This window comes from Halobacterium sp. NMX12-1 (assembly GCF_040435975.1).
Lineage (GTDB): Archaea > Halobacteriota > Halobacteria > Halobacteriales > Halobacteriaceae > Halobacterium > Halobacterium hubeiense.
The window spans coordinates 2,052,398-2,073,251 of sequence record NZ_CP159204.1 but is presented as its reverse complement, the minus strand read 5'-3'; the positions used below and the strand labels follow the sequence as shown (position 1 = coordinate 2,073,251).

General features: G+C 70.0%; 21 protein-coding genes. 8 read left to right on the top strand and 13 right to left on the bottom strand.

Features of this window, described 5'->3' with window-relative positions; translation table 11 throughout:
• Positions 1 to 36: 36 nt before the first annotated feature.
• The 7 genes from ABSL23_RS12625 to ABSL23_RS12595 form a co-directional block, all read right to left on the bottom strand.
• Positions 37 to 603, bottom strand: a complete 567-nt coding sequence (locus ABSL23_RS12625) for a GNAT family N-acetyltransferase (protein ID WP_353633980.1) — start codon at positions 601 to 603, stop codon at positions 37 to 39.
• Between the two features lie 59 nt (positions 604 to 662).
• Entirely contained in the window at positions 663 to 1,439 is a 777-nt protein-coding gene (surE, locus tag ABSL23_RS12620; protein WP_353633979.1) for a 5'/3'-nucleotidase SurE, read from the bottom strand.
• A gap of 74 nt (positions 1,440 to 1,513) precedes the next feature.
• Positions 1,514 to 3,694, bottom strand: a complete 2,181-nt coding sequence (locus tag ABSL23_RS12615; protein ID WP_353633978.1) for an amino acid permease — start codon at positions 3,692 to 3,694, stop codon at positions 1,514 to 1,516.
• Between the two features lie 69 nt (positions 3,695 to 3,763).
• A complete protein-coding gene (locus ABSL23_RS12610; protein ID WP_353633977.1) occupies positions 3,764 to 4,189 on the bottom strand; it encodes an NAD-binding protein in 426 nt (141 codons plus the stop codon).
• Positions 4,190 to 4,305: 116 nt separating this feature from the next.
• The gene (locus ABSL23_RS12605) at positions 4,306 to 4,785 is read right to left on the bottom strand and encodes an Lrp/AsnC family transcriptional regulator (protein WP_059056986.1); all 480 of its coding nucleotides are present in this window, start codon (positions 4,783 to 4,785) and stop codon (positions 4,306 to 4,308) included.
• Between the two features lie 62 nt (positions 4,786 to 4,847).
• Positions 4,848 to 6,293 (bottom strand): class I SAM-dependent methyltransferase, encoded by a 1,446-nt coding sequence (locus tag ABSL23_RS12600; RefSeq protein ID WP_353633976.1) that lies wholly within the window; start codon positions 6,291 to 6,293, stop codon positions 4,848 to 4,850.
• Entirely contained in the window at positions 6,280 to 7,011 is a 732-nt protein-coding gene (locus ABSL23_RS12595; protein ID WP_059056984.1) for a prephenate dehydrogenase/arogenate dehydrogenase family protein, read from the bottom strand. Before ABSL23_RS12595 ends, ABSL23_RS12600 begins: the two co-directional genes overlap by 14 nt.
• A gap of 134 nt (positions 7,012 to 7,145) precedes the next feature.
• Between ABSL23_RS12595 and ABSL23_RS12590 the strand changes: the two genes are divergently transcribed.
• The 3 genes from ABSL23_RS12590 to ABSL23_RS12580 are packed head-to-tail and all read left to right on the top strand — an operon-like array spanning position 7,146 to position 10,148.
• Positions 7,146 to 8,513: an ATP-binding protein gene (locus ABSL23_RS12590; protein ID WP_353633975.1), complete on the top strand. Its 1,368-nt coding sequence runs from the start codon at positions 7,146 to 7,148 to the stop codon at positions 8,511 to 8,513.
• A gap of 54 nt (positions 8,514 to 8,567) precedes the next feature.
• The gene (locus ABSL23_RS12585; RefSeq protein ID WP_353633974.1) at positions 8,568 to 9,152 is read left to right on the top strand and encodes a HalX domain-containing protein; all 585 of its coding nucleotides are present in this window, start codon (positions 8,568 to 8,570) and stop codon (positions 9,150 to 9,152) included.
• 36 nt (positions 9,153 to 9,188) lie between these two features.
• On the top strand, positions 9,189 to 10,148 hold the full coding sequence (locus tag ABSL23_RS12580) for a PAS domain-containing protein (RefSeq protein WP_353633973.1): 960 nt from the start codon (positions 9,189 to 9,191) through the stop codon (positions 10,146 to 10,148).
• Between the two features lies 1 nt (position 10,149).
• On the opposite strand, the gene ABSL23_RS12575 is transcribed toward ABSL23_RS12580, so the two are convergent.
• Together ABSL23_RS12575 and ABSL23_RS12570 are read right to left on the bottom strand one after the other, a co-directional pair.
• The gene (locus ABSL23_RS12575) at positions 10,150 to 11,325 is read right to left on the bottom strand and encodes a Xaa-Pro peptidase family protein (RefSeq protein ID WP_353633972.1); all 1,176 of its coding nucleotides are present in this window, start codon (positions 11,323 to 11,325) and stop codon (positions 10,150 to 10,152) included.
• Between the two features lie 274 nt (positions 11,326 to 11,599).
• Positions 11,600 to 12,187, bottom strand: coding sequence for a universal stress protein (locus ABSL23_RS12570; protein WP_353633971.1), 588 nt, complete (start codon positions 12,185 to 12,187; stop codon positions 11,600 to 11,602).
• Between the two features lie 342 nt (positions 12,188 to 12,529).
• Between ABSL23_RS12570 and aroA the strand changes: the two genes are divergently transcribed.
• Complete coding sequence (gene aroA / locus ABSL23_RS12565) at positions 12,530 to 13,813, top strand: 3-phosphoshikimate 1-carboxyvinyltransferase (protein ID WP_353633970.1); 1,284 nt, start codon at positions 12,530 to 12,532, stop codon at positions 13,811 to 13,813.
• 9 nt (positions 13,814 to 13,822) lie between these two features.
• Here the strand turns inward: aroA and ABSL23_RS12560 are convergent, their stop codons facing one another.
• The 3 genes from ABSL23_RS12560 to ABSL23_RS12550 form a co-directional block, all read right to left on the bottom strand.
• Positions 13,823 to 14,887 carry a DUF2249 domain-containing protein gene (locus ABSL23_RS12560; RefSeq protein ID WP_353633969.1) on the bottom strand — a complete coding sequence of 355 codons (1,065 nt, stop codon included), beginning with the start codon at positions 14,885 to 14,887 and terminating at the stop codon, positions 13,823 to 13,825.
• A gap of 61 nt (positions 14,888 to 14,948) precedes the next feature.
• Complete coding sequence (locus ABSL23_RS12555) at positions 14,949 to 15,446, bottom strand: molybdopterin-dependent oxidoreductase (RefSeq protein WP_353633968.1); 498 nt, start codon at positions 15,444 to 15,446, stop codon at positions 14,949 to 14,951.
• Positions 15,446 to 15,925: a metal-dependent transcriptional regulator gene (locus tag ABSL23_RS12550; RefSeq protein ID WP_353633967.1), complete on the bottom strand. Its 480-nt coding sequence runs from the start codon at positions 15,923 to 15,925 to the stop codon at positions 15,446 to 15,448. Before ABSL23_RS12550 ends, ABSL23_RS12555 begins: the two co-directional genes overlap by 1 nt.
• 132 nt (positions 15,926 to 16,057) lie before the next feature.
• Here ABSL23_RS12550 and aroC point away from each other — a divergent pair, with 132 nt between their 5' ends.
• The 4 genes from aroC to ABSL23_RS12530 all read left to right on the top strand — a co-directional run bounded on the left by aroC (position 16,058) and on the right by ABSL23_RS12530 (position 19,218).
• A complete protein-coding gene (gene aroC, locus ABSL23_RS12545; protein WP_353633966.1) occupies positions 16,058 to 17,209 on the top strand; it encodes a chorismate synthase in 1,152 nt (383 codons plus the stop codon).
• A 124-nt stretch (positions 17,210 to 17,333) separates the two neighbouring features.
• On the top strand, positions 17,334 to 17,678 hold the full coding sequence (locus tag ABSL23_RS12540; protein ID WP_353633965.1) for a hypothetical protein: 345 nt from the start codon (positions 17,334 to 17,336) through the stop codon (positions 17,676 to 17,678).
• 54 nt (positions 17,679 to 17,732) lie between these two features.
• On the top strand, positions 17,733 to 18,365 hold the full coding sequence (locus ABSL23_RS12535; protein WP_353633964.1) for a uracil-DNA glycosylase family protein: 633 nt from the start codon (positions 17,733 to 17,735) through the stop codon (positions 18,363 to 18,365).
• Between the two features lie 88 nt (positions 18,366 to 18,453).
• Positions 18,454 to 19,218 (top strand): DUF2064 domain-containing protein, encoded by a 765-nt coding sequence (locus ABSL23_RS12530; protein ID WP_353633963.1) that lies wholly within the window; start codon positions 18,454 to 18,456, stop codon positions 19,216 to 19,218.
• A gap of 310 nt (positions 19,219 to 19,528) precedes the next feature.
• Here the strand turns inward: ABSL23_RS12530 and ABSL23_RS12525 are convergent, their stop codons facing one another.
• Positions 19,529 to 20,713 carry an orc1/cdc6 family replication initiation protein gene (locus ABSL23_RS12525; RefSeq protein WP_059056969.1) on the bottom strand — a complete coding sequence of 395 codons (1,185 nt, stop codon included), beginning with the start codon at positions 20,711 to 20,713 and terminating at the stop codon, positions 19,529 to 19,531.
• Positions 20,714 to 20,854 lie beyond the last annotated feature (141 nt).

The window sequence follows — 20,854 nt, the reverse complement described above, 5'->3', positions numbered from 1 at the left end:
AAATGCTAGCTGGCGGGACGCGAGTACGGCGACCGCTCAGAGGTACCGCGACATGCGGTGGGCGGCGCCCATCGGGTTCACCGTCGAGAAGCCGGCGCGCTGGTAGAGCCGCTGGGCGTCGCGCTTCCACGACTCGACGGAGAGCCAGACGTACTCGACGCCCTCGCGGCGGGCGTGTTCGAGGCCGACCGCGAGGAGGTGCGTGCCGATGCCCGCGCGCTGGTAGTCCTGGTGGACGAAGACGGCGAGTTCGTGGCGGCCGGTGCCGTCCGGGACGAACATCACGTGTCCGACGACCTCGCCGTCCGCGACTGCGACGACGTTCGGGCCGTCGAGGACGCCGTCGAGCCAGTCTCTGATGGCGTCCTCGGCGAGCGGCGGCGTCCCCTGCGCGCGCTGGCTGGGGTCGAAGTCGTCGTACATCCCGACCAGCGACTCGAAGTCCCGCTCGTCGTAGGCGCGCACGCGAACCTCGCGGTCCTCGCCGTCCGTGAACGCCGTCGGCGGCGGCGTGAGCGTGATGCGCTCGGGCCGGAACCGGGCGACGAGCCGGCGGGCAAGTCCCGTGACGCGCGGCAGGAGCCCGTCTGACGGCGACGACATCACGCGTGACATTCCCACGCGCGCCATAAATAGCTGGCTGCGAGGGTTAATGAGGAAGGTTAGTCGTAGGTCTCCGCGAGCGCGTCCAGCGCCTCGTGGTGCTCGGTGGTGTGGGGCGCGGTGAGCGGCGAGACGGAGACGTGGCCGTCGACGACCGCGCGGCGGTCCGTCCCCGGCGGGTCGGGGATGTCGCCCTCGTCCATCCGGTCCCACATCCGGTCGTGGAGCGTGATGGTGCCGCCGTCGCGGTCGGCGGTCATGTCGTAGCCGTGGGAGGGGCGCGTGACGACCATCTCGCCGGAGGCGTCCGCGCCCGGGTGGGGCGCGTTCACGTTCAGGTAGTCGGCGTGCTCGAACACGCCGGCGTCGAGGGCGTGCTCGACGAGGTACGTGGTCGCCTCGACGGCGGCCTCGTAGTCCGAGGGCTCCGTCGGCTCGCCGAAGTCCGCCTCGGTGAGGAACAGCGACGACGCGATTGCGGGCACGCCGAAGAACGCGGCCTCGACGGCCGCGCTGACGGTGCCCGACCGCCCGAGCACGTACATCCCGAGGTTCGCGCCCTCGTTGACACCCGCGACCACCACGTCCGGGTACGGGCCGAGCGCTTCCAGCCCCGCGACCACGCAGTCGGTCGGCGTCCCGTCGATGGCGTACCCGAGTTCGTGCTCCTCGACGGTGACCTCGTGGGACATCGCGCGGCCGGTCGCGCTCTTGTCCGTCGTCGGCGCGACGACCGTCACGTTCCCGACGTCGTCGAGGCCCTCCGCGAGCGCTCGAATCCCCGGCGCGTCGATGCCGTCGTCGTTCGTGACCAGAATCTCGGGTTCCTCGCTCATCGCGGGACCACCGGCGGCGCGGCTGTCATTACGCGGGGAGTCACCCCGCCGCGGAAAAAGCGTGTCGGCGCCGGTCAGAACACGAGGCGTTCGACGACCCGGCGCGCGAACCCCGGCCGTCGCGACTCCCGGGGATAGACCGTGACCTCGGTGGAGTCGGCGGCGCTCGGCGAGTAGTCGCCGCGCCCGCCGCGGACGCGGCTCTGTACGCCCGTCCGAATCACGACGTCGGGGTCGGTGCCGTCGGCCGACCGGTCGCGCGTTCGGACCGGCGCGGACAGCAGCCCCGCGAGTTCGCTCTGGTAGGCTCGAATCGTCTCGGTGCGCGTCTCCGGCAGGTCGTCGCCCAGCGGGGAGCGGAGCGTGACGTGGCCGCCGGTTTCGCCCGCAATCGCGTCGGCGACGACGACCGAAGCCGGGTCGAACGGCCCGCCGTCCCCTTCGAGGACGACGTGCTGGGGGTCGTCGTAGCCGCGGTTCTCCACGAGCAACACGTCGCAGTGGGCGTGGCGGACGACCCAGTCGATGGGGTCGCCGAGCAGCCGCGACCGCAGGCGGAGGCGCTCGTGCTCGGCGACGATGGCCTCGACACCGCGGTGCTCGGCGTAGTTCACGATGGCGTGTTTGGTGTCGTGGCTGACGATTTCGCCGTACTCGACGTCGACGTCGAACTCGTCGGCGAGGTCGCCGGCCTGCTCCTCGAAGCGGACGTCCGCGGGCGACTGCAGTTCCGCGGCGTGGTCCAGCGGCGCCTGGTCGGGCACCTCGTCGAAGCGAACGACGACGACGCGGCCGCCCTCCGGCCGGACGAGGTCGGCGGCCAGTGACAGGAGCGCGCGCTCCCGCTCGGTGTCGGCTTCCCGGGTGAGCGCGACCAGCACCTCCGGCGTCTCCTCGTCGGCGAACTCGCCGTCGACGAACGCCTCGGTCTCCGTGAGCACGTCGCGGCCGAGCCGCCGCCGGATGACGTCCGTGGCGGCGCCCTCGCGGCGGATGCGCGAGCGAGCGTAGACGAAGTACCACGCGACGCTCCCGACGGTGATGACGACCGCGCCGACGAGCGGCACCCACCCCATCTGGGTGAGCAACACGACGCCGCTGAGGACGCCGAACGCCTGCATCCACGGGTACAGCGGCGACTCGAACTCGGGGTCGTAGCCCTCGGTCGAGCCCTCGCGGAACGCGACCAGCGCGAAGTTGATGAGCACGAACACGAGAATCTGGAACGCGCTCGCGAGCTTCGCGATTTCGAGGATGGGGACGAACGCGATGAGCGCGAGGACGACCGCGCCCGTGAGCGTGATGGCGGTCGTGGGCGTGCCGAACCGCTCGTGAATCTCGGCGAACGTGGGCGGCGCGAGCTGGTCGCGGCTCATCGCGAACGGGTACCGCGACGACGAGAGGATGCCGGCGTTGGCGGTGGAGACGAGCGCGAGCAGCGCCGCGCCGATGACCGCGTAGACGCCCCACTGGCCGAGCGTGACCTCCGCGGCGACCGCGACCGGGGTGGCGGAGCCGGCGACGCTGCCGGCCTCGGTGACGCCGACCATCACCGCGACGATGCCGACGTACAGCAGGGTGGTGAACGCCAGCGACCCGAGGATGCCGATGGGGATGTTCTTCCCGGGGTCCTCGACCTCCTCGGCGACGCTGGCGACCTTCGTGACGCCCGCGTAGGAGACGAACACGAGGCCGGTCGCCGCGAGCAGGCCCTCGACGCCGCCGGTGAAGAAGTTCTGGTAGTTCTCGGGCTGGGTCTTGGTGGCGCTGCCGGCGACGAACCAGCCCAGCGCCGCCAGCATCACGGAGACGATGACGACCTGCAGGCGGCCGGTCTGCTTCGCGCCGAGGAGGTTCACGAGGATGAGGAACGCCGAGAGGCCGAGCGCGACGGGCTTGACGGGGAGGTCGAACAGCAACACGAGGTAGGGGACGCCGCCGACGAGCGCGAGCGCGCTCTTGAACGACAGCGAGAACCACGTGCCGACGCCCGCGATGGTGCCGAGCACGGGCCCCATGCCGCGCTCGATGTAGAGGTAGGTGCCGCCGGCTTCCGGCATCGCGGTCGCCATCTCGGACTTCGAGAGGGCGGCCGGGACGACGAGCAGGCCGGCCAGCAGGTACGCCACTATCACCGCGGGACCCGCGATGCCGAGCGCGAGCGCGGGGAGGATGAAGATGCCGCTGCCGATCATGGCGCCGACGCTGATGGCGAAGACGGCGCCGAGGCCGAGGTCTCGTTCGAGTGTTTTCATGAGAGAGTCAGTGTGAGACGGGGTGGTCGTCGCGCTGTGCGCTCGACAGAGCGGCCGTTCGCCCGCACGCTACCACCGGTCGGCGACGGCGCGGGCGAGCGCCGCGGCGGCGTCGACGGTCTCGACGCCGCCGAGCTCGAAGGCGGACGCTCTGTCGGGGTCGTTCGTTCGGACGAGCACGCGCTCGACGCCGAACGTGGTGCGCGCGAGCTGTGCGACGAGGAGGTTGGTGGCGTCGTCGGGTTCGAGAGCGAGCACCGTGGTCGCGTCGTCGAGGCCGGCCCCCCGCAGCGAGTGGGCGTCCAGCGCGTCGACTGTCCGGACGGTCTGTCCGGGTGGCGGGTCGGTCGTCGGCGACCGGTCGACGCGCGTCACCGTCTCGCCGTCGGCCGCCAGTCGGTCGGCGACCGCGCGACCGACGGCGCCCCCGCCGACGACGAATACCGCGTCCTCCCCCTGCCGCGTCCGGTCTGTCGCGTGTTCGGATGAACTCATGTGCGTTGGTGAGCGCACCCGCCGCTTCGGGTGTCGCTACTCACCCACTCGTACCGGACGGAACCGCATAAAATAACCGGACTTTCTGCTAAGTCGTCAAAATATAAGGAATATAATCACTCCTCGTCCGATACGCCGGTGTCGAAGCCCTCGTAGGGGCCGGAGTGGACGTTCCGGATGAGGTCCTCGTCGACGACCTCCAGCCCGAGGTCGTCGAGGTCGCGGCCGATGCGGCTCAAGTCGTCGCTGTCGGTCCCTACGGCGGAGACGTGGACGTTCTCCGAGCCCGTCATCACCTCCTCGACGCGCACCACGCCCGGCACGCTCAGCGCTTGCGCCGCCAGCTCCTCGCGGCGCGTCACGGGCGCCGTACAGACGATGAGCGTGTACAGCTGGTAGCCGGACAGCTCGTAGTCGACGTCCGCGTGGTAGCCCCGCAGTATCCCGCGCTCCTCCAGTCGCTGGATGCGGTTGCGGACCGTGCTCGCGGAGACCCCCGCGCTGTCGGCGATGTTCTGCGAGGACGTGCTGCGGGCGTCCTCCTGAAGCGCGTGCAGTATCTGCTTGTCGAGGTCGTCGAGACCTTCCAGTGTCATACGTCGCTCTCGCGGACGAACCAGCATAAAATACCGGCTCACGCGACGACCCGTCCGGGGCCCTACGCGCGGTCGACGACCGTCTCCTCGTCGACGACCAGGTTGTACGCCTCCTCGTCGTCGTTCCAGAGCACGAGCGCCGACTCCACGGAGAGCAACTGGCCGTAGTCCGCGCGCTGGAGGTCGCGGTTGAGGCTCGTCGGCCGCACGAGCACCGCGTAACAGTCCTCGCGCTCGCTGCCGTCGCTGACCTTGAACAGCGGATTCCCGTCTTCGGCGAGGTTCCGGGAGAGCTTCGCCAGCACCGCGTCCACGCGGTCGGTGACGCGGTCGTCGGCGTCCGCGAGCTTCAACAGCCGGTCGGCGGACAGCGAGACGTCGTGCTGGCGGACGCCGTCCGTGCGCAGCAGCGAGTACGAGAACCGTACGTCGGTGTGGTAGAACTCCGAGGGGCGCTGGCTCGCGCCCGCGAGCTGTTCTTGGAAGCTCGGCACCGCGACGTCCGGGCGCTCGTCGAACGTCCAGCCGCGGTCGCTGGGGCGCTCGCCCGGCCACAGTCGCGGCGTCGGCCCGTAGACGGTCGCCCCCCGTTCTTCCAGTGTTCGCTCGACCTCGCGGAGGTGCGTGCTCGTGTTCTTGTCCGCGGGCGCGAGCCCGAGGAACGTCCCACCGTCGCACTCGCGTCGCTCGCGCGACGAGCTCCCGGTCGCTTCGCTCTCGGGAACGCCCTCGGCGAGCGCGTCCACGTACTTCTGGGCGGTTTCGACCGGCTGGTCGAGTTCGCTGAGTACGCTACACGCCAGCACGAGGTCGTACTCGCCGTCGGGGTCGAAGCTCTCGGCGGTCTCGCGGTGAATCGTCGGGTGGACGTTCCGCCCGGTCTCGTCGAGCAGTTCGTCCAGCACGTCCGCGGCGTCGCTCGGTTCGACGGCGTGGTACTCCACGAGCGCGTCGTCGGGCAGGAAGTCGAACAGACCGAGCGCGGGGCCGCCGACGCCCGCGCCCACGTCCAGCACGCGGAGGTCCCCGGAGAGCACGCCGCCCGCCGCGAGGTCCGCGAGCGCGTACTGAATCGCCGCGTAGTACGTCGCGAGGTGGTAGATTGCGTACCCGAGCGCGACCTCCTCGTCGTACTCGACGGCGTGCTGGCGGTAGTACTGCTCCTTGAAGCGCCGAATCGTCTCCCTCAGGCGCTTCCCGGAGTCGCCGCGGTGCCAGTCGCCGCCCCACTGCTCGATTAACAGGTCCTCGACGACGCGCTCGTACCGCCGGGGGAGCGCGTCCACGCCGTCGAAGTCAGGGTGGACTGGCTCGTCGCTGGCGGGGACGAACGTGCCGTCCTCGCGCTCCACGAGACCGAGGTCGGCGGCGTGCTCGCGCAGCACCTGCCGGACGACCGCCTCGTGTGGCTGGTCGGCGACGTACTCCCGGAGTTCGTCGGGGTCAAGCGGCCGCACGTCCCGCAGGTACTTCGCCGAGTCCAGAATCGCCGCCCTATCGACCGGCATCCTCGTACACCTCCTCGAAGGCCTCGCGGTCGGCGTCGGCGAGCCGCTGTGCGGCCGCGGCCACGTCGTCCGCGCCGCCGAAGGCGTCCTGAATGTCGGCGTACACGCGGGCGTTCCCGCCGGTCACGCGCTCGGCGAGCGCCGCGAGGTCCTCGTAGACCGGGGTGGCGAGTTCCTCGGGCACGTCGTCGGCCGCGAGCGCGAACGCCAGCACGGCGGCGTGCGCCCGCCCCTGAATCGTCCCCATCGCGTCGTCGTGCTCGGCCGCGCCGACGTCCACGAGGTCGTTGCCAGCGGCGTCGAGCCACTCGCGCACGCGGTCGGTCGCCGGCCCGGGCGCGCTCTCCGCGACCGCGATGCGGCCCGGCGCGTGTTCGGGCGCGAACAGCGGGTGGAAGCTCACGCGCTCGCGGGCGGGCGCCGTCTCCGCCATCGCCGAAAGCGGCGCGCGCATCTCGCCGGTGAAGTCCACGACCGCCTGCTCGGCGCGGCCGGCGTGGCGCTCGATGGCGTCGACGGCCGCCCCCATCGGCACGGCGACGGCGACGATACCGAACGACTCCTCGGTGTCCAGCGGGACGGCCGCCGCTCGGCGGTCGAGCTCCGTCGCGGCCGCTCTCGCGCGCTCGGCGTCCACGTCGGTGAACGTCACCGGCGCGTCGACCAGCTCCGCGAACCAGCGGCCGACGTCGCCGGCCCCCACCACGAGTACGTCCATCGGATTCGGATAGCGGCCGCCCCGGCAAAAGCAGTTCGTTCACGCCGCCCGCGCAGCGGCGCCGAACCGCCCCGATTTCCGCCGCTGATAATTCGACGCGTGGATTTTTATGCCCCCACGGGTTCCGGTCGCCCGTGCCGCAGTTAGACGCCAGCGAACCGAGCGAGCAATCCGCCCTCGACTGGCTCGTCGCGGGCCTCGGAGCGGTGCTCACGGCGGCTGCTGTCGCTCACTTCGGGGACCACGGGCACCACCAGCCGGTCGTCGTCGCGACCACCGTGGGGCCGTCGGTCGCGCTGCTGGCGTACGGCGTGTGGTTCCGGTACCGCGGGCGGGACCGGGCGCGCGCCACGACCGTCGCCGCGTGGGCGGTCGGCGGCGCGGGCGGCGTGCTCGCGCTCAGCCTCTGGACGATGTTCGTCGGCGGGTACGGCGACGGGACGACGGTCGACCACGTGTTCGTCCAGCACACGAGCGTCGGGGCGCTCGGCGCCGCCGTCGCGGGGACGTACAGCGAGCGGGCGCGCCACCGCTCCCGCGTCCAGGTCCGGCTCAAGCGCGCGCTCGACGCCGCGATGGACGGCGTCGCGGTTCTCGACGCCGACCGGCGAGTCGTCTACGCCAACGACGCCTTCCGCGAGGAGTACCGGACCGACGGCGGCGTCGCCGGCACCCACTGGCGCGAGTACTACCCGGAGAGCGCCGAGGACCGCCTCCGAGATGTTTTCGAGGAGCTGGACGCCAACGGGGACAGCGACGACCACTGGCACGGGCAAGTGCTCGCGCGCCGCGAGGACAGCCGCACGTACCCACAGGAGCTGTCGATGACGTCGCTGGGCGACGGCGGCTACGTCCTCGTGGCGCGCGACGTCACCGCCCGCGAGGAGCGCGACCAGCGCCTGCGCGTGCTGAACCGCGTCCTCCGGCATAACGTCCGGAACTCCCTGAACGTCGTGCTCGGGCGGGCCGAGCGGTTCGCCGACCGGAACGACGACGCCGATATCGACAGTATCGTGTCCGCGGCCGAAGACCTGCTGGCGGTCAGCGAGAAGGCCCGCGTCGTCGAGCGCGTGCTCGGCGAGGACGACGCGAACACCGCGCCCCTCGACGACCTCCTCGACGCGGAACTCCAGCGAGCCCGCTCCCAACACCCCGAGGCCGTCTTCGAGGACGCCGTGGACGCGAGCGCCGAGGTCGACGCCCGGCTCCGGCTGGCGGTCCGCGAACTCCTGACGAACGCCGTCGAGCACAACGACAGCGACCCGCCCCGCGTGACGCTCGCGGCCGACGGCGACGACCTCGTGGACGTCCGGGTGTCCGACAACGGCCCCGGGATTCCCGAGCACGAGCGCCGCGCGCTCGCCGGCGTCACCGAGGAATCCCTCCAGCACGGCTCCGGCATCGGGCTGTGGACGGTCTACTGGCTCGCCCGCCACTGCGGCGCCACGGTCGCCGTGCCCGACGAGAACACCGTCTGCATCCGCCTGCCGTCGGCGGACTGACCCGGGACGCGGCGGGAAAGAGTTAACCGAACCGACGAACTTGGTCAGACAGAGATGCCCGAACCGGCGACGGTGCTCGTCGTCGAGGACGAGCGCGAACTCGCGGACCTGTTCGCCGACTGGCTGGCGGACAGCTACGACGTGCGAACGGCGTACAGCGCCGCGGACGCGCTCGACGAACTCGACGAGGCAGTCGACGTCGTCCTGCTGGACCGCCGGCTCCCCGAGCGCTCCGGCGACGACGTCCTCGACACCATCCGCGAGCGCGGCATCGACTGTCAGGTCGCGATGGTGACCGCCGTCGACCCCGACTTCGACACGCTCGAACTCGGCTTCGACTCGTACGTCGTCAAGCCCGTCGAGCGCGACGAGCTGGAAGCGCTCGTCAAGCAGCTGCTCGCGCGCTCGCTGTACAACGAGGAGGTCCAGCGGTACTTCGCGCTGGCGTCCAAGCGAGCGACCATCGAGACGACCAAGACCGACGCCGAACTCGCGGGCGACGACCGCTACCAGAAGCTCTGCGAGGACATCCGCGAGCTCCGCTCGGAGCTCGACCAGCGCGTCGCCGACCTCGACGACGAGGACTTCCTCGCGGTGTTCCACGACCTCCAGACCCGCGACGAAGCCACAAGTGACTAACCCGCGGGCGGCCCTACAAGCCGACGAACCCCCGTCATGGGTGAACTGAACGTCCTGTTCGTCAGCGCGCACCAGCGGACGCGCGCGGCGGCCGAGCGCGCGCTCCCCGAGCACGCGCCGCTGACAGTGACCGCGCTCTCCTCCGCGGCCGACGCTCTCGACGTGCTCTCCGAGCAGGCCGTCGACTGCATCGCCGTCGCACACGCGACCGACGGGACGGACGGCCTGCGGCTCCTGCGGCTCGTGCGCGACACCGACCCCGCGGTCCCGGTGGTCGTCTACGAGACGGCGGACGCCGACTCGATAGCCAGCGACGCCATCTCGCTGGACGTCACCGACTACGTCCGCGACGACGAGGAGGACGATCCGATGGGTGCGCTGGCCGAGGCGTGCCACGACGCCGCCGCGTCCTACCGGGCCGAGCAGGACGTCGCGATGCTGAACGACCTCGCGCGGAACGTCTACGAGCGCATCACGGACGGCTTCTTCGCGCTCGACCGCGACTGGCGGTTCACGTACGTCAACAGCGCCGCCGAGGAGATTCTGGAGGTAGACGCCGACGACGTCATCGGGGAGAACGTCTGGGACGCGTTCCCGGGCGCGGTCGGCACGGACTTCTACACGGAGTACCACCGCGCGATGGCCGCCCAGGAGCCGGTGACGTTCCGCGAGCACTTCCGCCCCCTCGAGAAGACCTTCGAGGTGCGGGCGTTCCCCTCCGAAGACGGGCTCTCCGTGCACTTCCGGACGGTCGTCGACGACGAGGACGTCCAGCGCGGCGACCACCTCATCGAGCTGACGAACCTGCTGTCCTCGGACCTGCTGGAGTCCATCGACGTGCTCCGGGAGGACTTGGAGGCGGCGCGCGCGACTGCCGGTGACAGCCCGGAGCTGGTGTCCGCGATGGAGTCGCTGGACCGCATGGAGTCGCTGGTGAACTACTCGATTCGGCTGGCCAGCGAGCGCCCGACGCCCGGCGAGCGCGAGCGCGAGTAGGTCACGCCGCGAGCGAAATCTCGTAGTCCGTCAGATTCTCGTAGCCGTCCTCGGTGACGACGACGATGTCCTCGATGCGCACGCCGCCCACCTCGGGGTCGTAGAGGCCGGGTTCGATGGTGATGACGTGGCCGGGGCGCAGTTCCTCGCCGCCCTGCGAGAGCGACGGCTGCTCGTGGACGTCGAGGCCGACGCCGTGGCCCGTCGAGTGGATGAACCCCGTCTCGGTCTCGGGGTCCGTGTAGACGGTGGGGAAGCCGCGGTCTGTGTAGACGTCCACGACCGCCTGATTGACGTCCTCGCCGGTCGCGCCGGGTTCGACGGCGTCGAGCGCGGCCCGCATCGCCTCGTGGGTGACGTCGTACCACTCCTGCTGGGTGTCGGTGGGGTCGCCGACGAGGAACGTCCGCGTCATGTCCGCGTGGTACTTCGATGCCTTGTCCCGCGGGAAGATGTCCACGACGACGAACTCGCCCGCCTCCAGCGGCCCGCTCCCGCGGTCGTGGGGGTCGGCGGCGTCCCGGCCGCAGGCGACGATTGTCTCGTCGAGCGCGCAGCCGTGGCGCAGCAACTCGATTTCGATTTCCTGCTTGACGAACTCGCTGGTGAGCGCGTCGCCGTCGTGGCGGAGGACGCCGTCCTCGCCGACGTCGGCGCCCCTGATGAGTTCCTCCGCGCGCGCCATCGCGGCCTCGTTGGCCTCCTGGGCGGTCCGCACGTGCTCGATTTCCTCGTCGGTCTTGGTCGCGCGCACGTCCGTGACGACGCCGTCCTCGTCCGGCTCGACGGAGACGCCCTGTTCGCGGAGCAGGTCCGCGGCACCCACGGGGAACCGCTCCTGGACGGCCAGCGACTCGCAGCCGACGTCCGCGAGGAACTCCGCGGCCATCAGCGCCTCCGCCTCGCGCTCGCCGTGCTCGGCGTGCTTCTGTCGGTAGTCGTAGTCGGCGTGGCGCTTGACCGTGTCCGCGCGGCTCTCCTGTTTCGCGCGGCCGTACTCCAGCGAGGAGACCAGTACGGCGGTCTCCTCGGGCGTGTAGACGGCGAAGTACGGGTCCGGCGCGTCGAAGCCGGTGACGTAGTAGAGGTCGCTGTTCGAGCCGTCGTCGTGGAAGGCGTACCCGTCCAGTCCCTGCTCGTCGAGGAACTCGTCGAGGCGCGCGAAGTCGCGGTCCATGCCGGGGAGTCGTCGCGGCCGCCGCAAAATCCTACCGCCTCCGGCCATCCGCGGGCCGGAAAGCGAGAGACCAGAGAACCGACACACTGCCGGGAAACGTCCCGTACTGGGTATCGCGAGGGGCTCGGCGAAGCTCACCGCGCCCCAATCGGCTCGTATCCTCCCTGAGAGAGTCTCTCACCCCGAGTTACCGACCGAGGCGTCGCTTCGGTGTGGTGAGTGCGTCCGGGACGCACCGGCGGTTCGGGAGCAGTGAGACTCCCTCAGAACGGCCCTATTGGCTGACCACGAATATCGGTGCGTGTGTTTCTTGCCTGAGCTCGTTGGGAACCGACCCGCGGAAAAATCGCTCGAACAGTGACCGCTCGGACGCGCCAATCACGAGGAGTTCGTGTGTGTCGCTTTCCGCTGCTATCGTCGGGACAACATCGTCGCTGCGAACGAGGGCCGTCTCGACGGTACTGCCGGTCACGACGTCGGTGTACGTATCCAGCCGTCGGCCAGCGTCTCGTCTCTGGTCGTCTGTGGTGTCCTCCGAGATGACTGTCAGAAGTGTAATCGAGGCGCCCCACTCCGAAGCGATACTACTCGCCAGCGCCACAGCCGCACGGCTGTTGGGGCCGCCTGCTACCGGGACGAGCAGTGAGTTTATCGCCCGATTCGTTCCAGGGCCGTAATGCTCGATTGTCACGTCCTCGAGGCCCGCCACGTCAGTGAGGCCGAACTCTTGGCGAACGATTACGTCGCTAGTATAGCCAACCGGTCGTTTGAGGCGGCGTCGCGGTGTGTCGCCGGCGTTCGGGTCGCTCGGTTGAACACTAGTGGCTGCGGCCGACAGCGATTTGTTGGGGAGTTCTGGCATTGCGCGTGGGTTGCGACTGCGGGATTTGATTACTCGCCGGACGAAATCCGGCGACGGCTTTTGTCGCCCGCAACGAGCGATAGACAGTTCGAGTGATAGTTGTCGCTCGCCACTATAACTGTTTGCACCGGGCCGTCGGCGGTGTTCAGATACGGATTCGCCTACCACCCAGTTTCAGCCGGCGAATCAGTCGCCGCTCCGGTGGTCACCGGGATAGCGGGGCCGTTCAGAGTGAGCGCCGAGGCTTTCAGGAAGTCACGTCGATGTCGTGGTGGGCGTTCACTGCCGTGCATAGTCGCCGGCGTCGGAACCCTGATGGCGGCCGCCGCCGTCGCCTCGCCCATGGACGTCACTGTCGGGAACTCCCGAGTCTCGGGCACCGCTCGCGCCCCGCCGTCGAAGAGCTACACGCACCGCGCGCTCCTCGCGGCGGGGTACGCCGGGGGCGCGCTCGTGCGGAACCCGCTCGTGAGCGCGGACACGAAGGCGACCGCGCGCGCCGTCGATCACTTCGGCGGCGACGCCGAGCGCGTGCAGGCCGACTGGGAGATTACGGGGTTCGGTGGCGCGCCGGACGTCCCCGCGGACGTCATCGACTGCGCGAACTCCGGGACGACGATGCGACTCGTCTCCGGTGCGGCCGCGCTCGCCGACGGGACGACCGTCCTCACGGGCGACCGGTCACTTCGCTCGCGGCCGCAGGGCCCGCTGTTGGACGCCATCGCGGACCTCGGCGGGAGCGCGCGCTCGACCCGCGGGAACGGACAGGCACCCCTGATTGTCGACGGCCCCATTGAGGGCGGGCGCGTGGAGATGCCGGGCGACGTCTCCTCGCAGTTCGTCACGTCGCTGCTGATGGCGGGCGCGCTCACCGACGAGGGCGTCGAAATCGAGTTGACGACCGAGCTGAAGTCCGCGCCGTACGTCGACATCACGCTGGACGTGCTGGAGTCGTTCGGCGTGACCGCCGAGGAGCGCGAGAACGGCTACCGGGTGCCGGGCGGGCAGACCTACGAGCCCGCGGACGGCGAGTACGCGGTCCCCGGGGACTTCTCGTCGGCGTCGTACCTGCTGGCGGCGGGCGCGCTCGCGGGCGGCGAGGAAGTCGTCGTCGAGGGCGCCCACCCCAGCGAGCAGGGCGACGCCGCAATCGTGGACGTCCTGCGGCAGATGGGCGCGGACATCGAGTGGCGGCAGGACGACGGCGAAATCGTCGTGGGTCGCAGCGACCTCGACGGCATCACGGTGGGCGTCGCTGACACCCCCGACCTCCTGCCGACCATCGCGGTGCTGGGCGCGGCCGCCGAGGGCACGACCACGATTACGGACGCCGAGCACGTCCGCTACAAGGAGACCGACCGCGTGTCCGCGATGGCCGAAGAACTCGCGAAACTCGGGGCGGCCGTCGAGGAGCGACAGGACGAACTCGTCGTCCACGGCGGCGACAGCGACCTCTCGGGGGCGCGCGTTGACGGCCGCGGCGACCACCGCATCGTGATGGCGCTGTCGGTCGCCGCGCTCGTCGCGGACGGCGAGACGACCATCGAGGGCGGCGAGCACGTGGACGTCTCCTTCCCCGACTTCTTCGACGCGCTCGGCGACCTCGGCGCGGCCGTCGAGCGGTAAGCGAGCGCGTCAGAACGGCGCTTCCACGTCCTCGGGCGGACTCGACTGCGGGTCCGCGGCGTCGGCGAGCCCGACGAGCACGCGGAACTCGCCGGGGTCGCGGGCGCGGTACTCCCAGCGGAACTCGGGGCCGGCTTCGGCCTCGAACTGGTGGTACAGCGGCTTCGGGTCGTGGTCGTTGACGAGCACGAACGCCTCGCCCGCGTCGAGGTCGGCGTACGCGTCGAAGATGGCTTCGTGGCGCTGGGCGGGCGGCCGGTCGCGGACGTCCAACTCCTGCACGACGGTCAAGTCCTCGGTGTCGGCGTCGGCGTTTTCGTCCGCGTTCGCGTCGTCCGGTTCGCTCCGGTCCCCGTCCGCGTCGGTCTTCGTGATGCGGACGCGGACCTCGCCGGGGTCGCGCTCGCGGACCTCCCACTGGAAGCCGTCGCCGTACTGCTGGCGGAACTCCCGGCGCAGCGGGTTCGGCTCGTGGGGCGCGATGACGTCGAGGGCGTCCCCGGCGTCGAGGTTCGCGAACCGGTGGTGAATCGTGGGGTGGCGGTCGGGCTTGGGAATCTCGCGGACGTCGAACGTCGCGGTCGCGCCGTCGTCCGCGCCGGCCGCCGGCTCGCCGGTCTTCGAGATTTCGACGCGCCACTCGCCGGCTGACTCCTGCTCGTAGGACCACCCGACCACGTCGCCGTGCGTCGAGGAGAGCTCGTGGTAGAGCGGCTCGGGGTCGTGGTCGTTGACGAGCACGAACGACTCGCCGGGTTCGAGCAGGTCGAACGTGTCCGTGAGGACGGCGTGGCGGCGCGCCGGCGGGAGGTTCCGCACGTCGAACGCGTAGGGGTCGTCGGCTTCCTCGGGCGGTCGCTTCGTGACGCGGACCTCCCACTCCGGCCCCGTCTGCTCGTAGGAGCGGTCGAGCGCGGCGTCCCGCGCGATGGCGTACTGGGAGAGCGTCGGGTGGACGTCGCGGTCGGCGATGAGCGCGACCGTCTCCCCCACCTCGGCGTCGTCGAGGCGGTCGAAGACGCGCTCGCGGCGCTGTTCGCGGTCGGTGTCGGTGACGTCGATAGTCGAGTGCATACGCGGACACAGCGCCCGCGACCGAATAGCAACAGAGTCGAATATGTTCGCGGTCGGCGGGCTACCCGACTCGCGACAGCGCGATGGACTCGGCGGTGTCGGCGTCCTCGGGCGCGGACTCGGTGACGGTCAGCTCCGCGACCCACTTCACGCTCTCCCAGCAGTCCGCCTCGCCCGTCGGGACGAGGCGCGCGGGGCCGCCGTGTTCGACCGGGAGCGCGGCGCCGTCGAGTTCCAGCGCGAGCACGGCGTCCGCGAGGTCGTCGAGGGGGAACGAGCAGGCGTACTCGCCGTCCATCGCGTGCACGAGCGCGTGGCTGGCCGCCGCCGTGGGGGCCACGCGGTCGAGCACGTCGCCGACGCGGACGCCCCGCCACGAGAGGTCCTCGGCGACCCACCCCTCGACGCACGTGAAGTCCGCCGTGAACGTCTCTACGGGGAGCGCTCGGAGGTCCTCGCGGTCGAACGTTAGCTCGCTCGCGACGGCGCCGGTGACGTCGAGGTGCCACGCGTCGGGATCGACGCCGTCCGGAACGTCGTGGACTTCGAGGCCCGGCATCAGTTCGCGCGCGCCTCGCAGAGGCAGTCGGTGTCGGTCGCAGTGTCGCGGCAGTCGCCGGGCGCGTGGTCGACGCGAGCGCGTAGCGTCTCGACGCCGCTCTCCGGGAGCACGTAGCCGAACTGGTAGCCCTCGTCGGCGCCGAACTCGACGCCCAGTTCCGCCGCGAAGAACGTGCGGACGACGCACTGGCGGTACGCGAGTTCGCCGGCGACCGCCCGGCCGCGCTCGGTCAACCGCACGCCGGCGTGCTTCTCGTAGTTGAGGAGGTCGGCCGCGGCGAGTTCGGCGAACGTCTCGGTGACCGTCGCCGGCGTCACGCCGAGGCGGTCGCTGACCGCGCCCGTGCTGACCCGCGAGCGGTCCTCGCCCGCGGCGAGCCAGTAGACCGCCGTGAGGTACCTGCCGGTGCGGCGGTCCACGCAGTCGCGCGGTCGCGCACACCCACACCGCGTCGCTGTCGGCGTCGTGGCAGCCATTGTGAATATGTAGCACGCCCACGCGGGAAAGCCGACTCCCGAATCTGTTCGCATGGTCGGCGCGGGGCAGTCGGGGCGGGAGCGGTTGCGCGGACTGCAAGCCATAAGCCCCTCGGGACGTATGCTCCGGTAATGAACGGCAATCGGTTCGGGCGACTGTTCCAGGTGACGACGTACGGCGAGAGCCACGGCCCCGGCATGGGCGTCGTGGTCTCGGGCTGTCCGGCGGGCCTCGAACTCGACGAGGAGACGATTCAGCGCGAGCTCGACCGCCGCAAGCCCGGGCAGTCGATGATTACCACGTCGCGGGGCGAACCCGACGAGGTGACCATCAACTCCGGGATTCAGGACGGCTACACCACGGGCACGCCCATCGGCATGACCATCCAGAACAAGGACGCCGAGTCCGGGAAGTACGAGCCGTTCGTCACCGCGCCCCGGCCCTCCCACGGCGACTTCACGTACTCCGCGAAGTTCGGCACGCGCAACTGGGGCGGCGGCGGGCGCTCGTCGGCCCGTGAGACCGTCAACTGGGTCGCGGCGGGGGCGATTGCCAAGAAAGTGCTGGAGCACGAGGGCGTGCAGGTGAAAGCCCACGTCAACCAGATTGGCGATATTGAAGCGCCCGAGGTGTCCTTCGAGGAGATGCTCGAACACACCGAGGACAACGACGTGCGCTGTGCGCACCCCGAGACCGCCGAGGAGATGCAGGAGCTCGTCGAGGACTACCAGGAGCGCGGCGACTCCATCGGCGGCTCCATCTACTTCGAGATTCGGGGCGTACCGCGCGGACTCGGCGCGCCGCGCTTCGACTCCGTGGAGGCCCGACTCGGGCAGGCGATGCTGTCGGTGCCCGCGAGCACGGCCTTCGAGTTCGGACGCGGCCGCGACGCCCGGACGATTCCTGGGAAGGAGCACAACGACGACTGGGAGTTCGACGAGGACGGTGAGCCGGTTCCCGTCGAGAACGACCACGGTGGCCTGCAGGGCGGGATTACGACGGGCGAGCCGATTTACGGCGAAGTCACCCTGCACGCGCCCACGTCGATTCCGAAGAAACAGCAGACGGTGGACTGGGAGACCGGCGAGGACAAAGAGATTCAGGTCGTCGGCCGCCACGACCCCGTGCTGCCGCCGCGCGGCGTCCCGGTCGTCGAAGCGATGCTGAACGTGACGATGCTGGACTTCATGCTGCTGGGCGGCCGCATCAACCCCGACCGGCTGGACGGCCGGCCCGGCGAGTACGACACCGACTACCACCCGAGCAGCCCGCGCAACGAGTAGCTCGGCAACCGACTCGGTAGTCCGTTTTTCCGGGTGGGCGAAACTCACCGACGGGAGCGCCGAACAGAGTGGTCTATAGGCCTCTTAGTCAGGCTTATGCCGGCGGCCGCGCGTCCTCACGGCGATGGGCCACCGGTGCATCGCGTGCGGCGAACCCGCGGGCTACAACCGCGCGGTCGTCGACACCGTCGGCGGCGTCCGCGTCGGCGCGCTCTGCGTGAACTGCGAGCGCGCGGAGTTCGGCCGCAGCCTCGAACGCGGCCGCTGGCGGGGCGTCGACGGCTGCGCGTTCTGCGACCGGGACGGCTTCTACGCGCTCCCGCAGTGGGTGCCCGACTGCCGGCGCGACGACGCCGCGCTCGTCTCCACCGTCGCCTACGAGGTCACGGAGGCCACCGCCACCGTCTGCGACGAACACCTCCACGCGCTCCGCGACGACCCGCCTCGCGACGACCGAGCGCGGAAGTAAGTGTTCGCGGCCGAGCGAAGCGGCTTTTTGCGCGCGGGCCTCACTCCCGACCAGATGGACGCCCACCAGGACGGCCCGCAGAACCCCTACGGGATGGACGAGGACTGCCGGAACTGTCCCGGGCTCTGCGACGTCCGCGAGCGCGTCGTCCACGGCTACGGCGACGTCGGCGCGGACTTCGTGTTCGTCGGCGAAGCCCCCAGCGAGGGCGCCGAGCAGACCGGCGTCCCGTTCACGGGCGACGAGGCGGGCGAGCGCTTCCAGCACGTCCTCGGGAGCGTCGGCCTGAACTACTCGCTGCCGTCCAGCGACGAGCCCGAGCTGGACAACGCCTACCTGACGTACCTGTCGCGGTGTCGCCACCCCGCCCGCGCGCCCAGCGACGAGGAGGTCGCGACCTGCGAGCCGTACCTGAACGCCGACATCCGGATTATCAATCCGGAGGTGCTCGTGCCGGTCGGCCAGCGCGCGCTGACGGAACTCGGGAAAGAGTACACCACCACGCCCGCCGACGACCTCGACGTCGAGGAGTGCCACGCGACGACGATTCGCGGGCGCGGGTTCGAGCTCGCGCCGATGATTCACCCCGCGGACCAGACCGACGCCCAGCGCGAGGAGTACGTCGAGTTCTTCCTCGACCTGCTCGACACCGACTACCGGCAGACGAAGGGGCGACGCGGGCGGTGACGGAGCGCGCCCCGCGTCGGCTAGTCGGCGGCGCGAACGAGGCCGCCGTACCGCGGCGTTCAAGCGTCCCCCGGACAGAGGACCACGTATGACTGTCGTCGCCGTCCCCGTCGACCCGCCGCGGGAAGGACTCGTACTCCCGGAACTGGCAGCCACGTCGCCGCTCTCCGAGCGCGAAGCCGTCTCGCTGTACGAGGCGATGGCCGCCGACGCGTTCCGCGCGGTGACCGACAGCGGCGGGGACCTCCTCGTGAACTACCGGCCGGACGACCTGCTCCCCGACGAACACGTCCCCGAGGGGGCGGACGCCGAGCGGGAGGTCAGGAATCTCGTCGAAGACGTGCTCGACGAGGACGAAGCGGCGGACGCGCGCGTCGAAGTGCAGGTCGGGTCGTCGAAGCACGCCCGCGTCGGGAACACGGTCACGCACCTGCTGGACGCCGAGGACGTGGCGTCGGTCGCCGTCCTCGAACCCGACGCGCCGCTGGTCGCGCGCAAACACGTCGACAGCGCGGCGCTGAAGCTCCGTCGGAACCCTGTCGTCGTCGGCCCCGCCCGGGGCGGCAGCCTCTATTTCGCTGGCTTCCGCGAGCCCATCGACTTCGAGGGCGCGTGGGACGCACCAGAAATCGAGAACGTGACCGCGCGCGCGGTGGACGCCGGCCACGACGTCGACTTCCTCCACGAGCAGACGCGCGTCCGCACTGGCGACGACCTCGTCTCGCTGGTCACGGAACTGCGCGCGCGCCGCGCCGCGGGCCGCGTCGTCCCCGCGTTCACGACCGCGTACGTCGAAGACCTCGGCCTCCGCGTCGAGGAGGAGGACGGCGAGCGCGTGCTCGTCCGCGAGTGAGCTTCCCGGGACTCGTCCCCGGGGACCCCCGTTTGCAAGTGTTGTTCGAGAGCGACGAGGGTCTTCGGGCGAGGGTCCCCACCCCGTTTTGCAAGTGAAGTCAGCGCGAAGCTAGTGGGGAGCGTCGAGAGCGAGGGGATGAGAGTCTCCCCCACCCCGGTTTTCGAATGTTCGAGAGAGAACTAGCAGCGAGGATGCGGCGGAAAGCGATTGAGTAGGTGGAATAGGTGGAATAGGTGGTGTGGAATAAGTAGTACAGGCGAGATGGAGATGGGAAGTGGAGAGAAGTGGAGGAAGAAGACGGAACCCGCTACTCGGCTTCGTCGGCCATCGCCTCGCGGACCATCTCGGCGTCGACGTCGAGTTCGTACTCGAAGAACTGCCCGCCGCCGCGGCCGTAGTTGCGGTCGTGCTGGCGGAGGAACCCCAGCATCGAGAGGTCGTTGAGGTGGTCGTGGACGCTGCGCTGGCTCAGGGGTTCGGCGGCGTACTCGGCAGCGACCTCCTCGTAGACCTCGTAGAGTTCCTTCGCGCGAGCCGGCGTCTCGCCGCTGACAGACATCTGCGTGACCGCGAGCAGGACGTACTGGCCGTGGGTCGTGAGGTCCTTGATGGAGTCCTTGATGCGGCCGCGCTCGACGCGCTCGACTGCGGTGTCCACGTCTTCCTCGGAGACGACCTCGCGGCCGTCCTCGACGGCGACGTTGACGGCTTCGCGGAGGAGGTCGATGGCCTGCCTCGCGCTCCCGCGGTCGCGAGCAGCGAGGGCTGCGCATTGGGGAATAACGCCGTCTTCGAGAACGTCCCCGCGGAGGCCGCGCTCGGCGCGGTCGGTGAGAATCGTGACGAGTTCGTTGGCGTCGTACGGCGGGAACTTGATTTCGCGCTCGCAGAGTGTATCCTGTACTTTCGGCGAGAGGTCGTTGCGGAACGTGTAGTCGTTCGAGATGCCGACGACCGCGACCTGCGAGTCCGAGATGTTGCCGTTCGTCTTCGCGCGCGGCAGCTGGTAGAGCAGCATGTCGTCGTCGCCGAGGTTGTCGATTTCGTCCAGCACGATGAGCACGGTACCCTCTCGCGCCTCGATTTCGTCGAACAGCGCGTTCAGGACGTCCGAGGTCGATAGCCCCGTCGTGAGCGGGTCGCGGTCGGTGTCCGCGCGGAGTTCGTTCACGAGCGCGATGGCGGCCTGGTACGACGACGGGTGGTGGTGACAGTTCACTTCGACGCTCACCACGTCGTCGACGCCCTCGCGCTCCTCGGCCTCGTACTCGAGGGCGTCCATCATGTACCGCGTCACCGCGGTCTTCCCGACGCCGGTCTTCCCGTAGACGAAGACGTTGTCCGGCTCCCAGCCGTCCACGACGTCCTGGAGGGCGTTGGCGTACTGGTCGATTTCCTCGTCGCGTTCGAGGATTTCCTCCGGCTCGTAGTGGTCCTTGAGGACGTCCTTATTGGTGAACAGCTCGACGCGGTCGCGGAACGGCGTCTTCATCGCTTGCGAGTCGCTTTCTGCCCGTCCACTATAATACCCTCGGTTCTATCGTTTCGGTAGTTTCGCGTGTTCGGTCTGTTTCACTCGTTTCTCCCCGAGGCTCCTGCCACATCCTGCGCCTCGATAACCTCGATAAACCGC

Coding starts and splice junctions, on each gene's coding strand:
- ABSL23_RS12625 (WP_353633980.1), bottom strand. CDS start 603: ATGTCGTCGCCGTCAGACGGGCTCCTGCCGCGCGTCACGGGACTTGCC.
- surE (WP_353633979.1), bottom strand. CDS start 1,439: ATGAGCGAGGAACCCGAGATTCTGGTCACGAACGACGACGGCATCGAC.
- ABSL23_RS12615 (WP_353633978.1), bottom strand. CDS start 3,694: ATGAAAACACTCGAACGAGACCTCGGCCTCGGCGCCGTCTTCGCCATC.
- ABSL23_RS12610 (WP_353633977.1), bottom strand. CDS start 4,189: ATGAGTTCATCCGAACACGCGACAGACCGGACGCGGCAGGGGGAGGAC.
- ABSL23_RS12605 (WP_059056986.1), bottom strand. CDS start 4,785: ATGACACTGGAAGGTCTCGACGACCTCGACAAGCAGATACTGCACGCG.
- ABSL23_RS12600 (WP_353633976.1), bottom strand. CDS start 6,293: ATGCCGGTCGATAGGGCGGCGATTCTGGACTCGGCGAAGTACCTGCGG.
- ABSL23_RS12595 (WP_059056984.1), bottom strand. CDS start 7,011: ATGGACGTACTCGTGGTGGGGGCCGGCGACGTCGGCCGCTGGTTCGCG.
- ABSL23_RS12585 (WP_353633974.1), top strand. CDS start 8,568: ATGCCCGAACCGGCGACGGTGCTCGTCGTCGAGGACGAGCGCGAACTC.
- ABSL23_RS12580 (WP_353633973.1), top strand. CDS start 9,189: ATGGGTGAACTGAACGTCCTGTTCGTCAGCGCGCACCAGCGGACGCGC.
- ABSL23_RS12575 (WP_353633972.1), bottom strand. CDS start 11,325: ATGGACCGCGACTTCGCGCGCCTCGACGAGTTCCTCGACGAGCAGGGA.
- ABSL23_RS12570 (WP_353633971.1), bottom strand. CDS start 12,187: ATGCCAGAACTCCCCAACAAATCGCTGTCGGCCGCAGCCACTAGTGTT.
- aroA (WP_353633970.1), top strand. CDS start 12,530: ATGGACGTCACTGTCGGGAACTCCCGAGTCTCGGGCACCGCTCGCGCC.
- ABSL23_RS12560 (WP_353633969.1), bottom strand. CDS start 14,887: ATGCACTCGACTATCGACGTCACCGACACCGACCGCGAACAGCGCCGC.
- ABSL23_RS12555 (WP_353633968.1), bottom strand. CDS start 15,446: ATGCCGGGCCTCGAAGTCCACGACGTTCCGGACGGCGTCGATCCCGAC.
- ABSL23_RS12550 (WP_353633967.1), bottom strand. CDS start 15,925: ATGGCTGCCACGACGCCGACAGCGACGCGGTGTGGGTGTGCGCGACCG.
- aroC (WP_353633966.1), top strand. CDS start 16,058: ATGAACGGCAATCGGTTCGGGCGACTGTTCCAGGTGACGACGTACGGC.
- ABSL23_RS12540 (WP_353633965.1), top strand. CDS start 17,334: ATGGGCCACCGGTGCATCGCGTGCGGCGAACCCGCGGGCTACAACCGC.
- ABSL23_RS12535 (WP_353633964.1), top strand. CDS start 17,733: ATGGACGCCCACCAGGACGGCCCGCAGAACCCCTACGGGATGGACGAG.
- ABSL23_RS12530 (WP_353633963.1), top strand. CDS start 18,454: ATGACTGTCGTCGCCGTCCCCGTCGACCCGCCGCGGGAAGGACTCGTA.
- ABSL23_RS12525 (WP_059056969.1), bottom strand. CDS start 20,713: ATGAAGACGCCGTTCCGCGACCGCGTCGAGCTGTTCACCAATAAGGAC.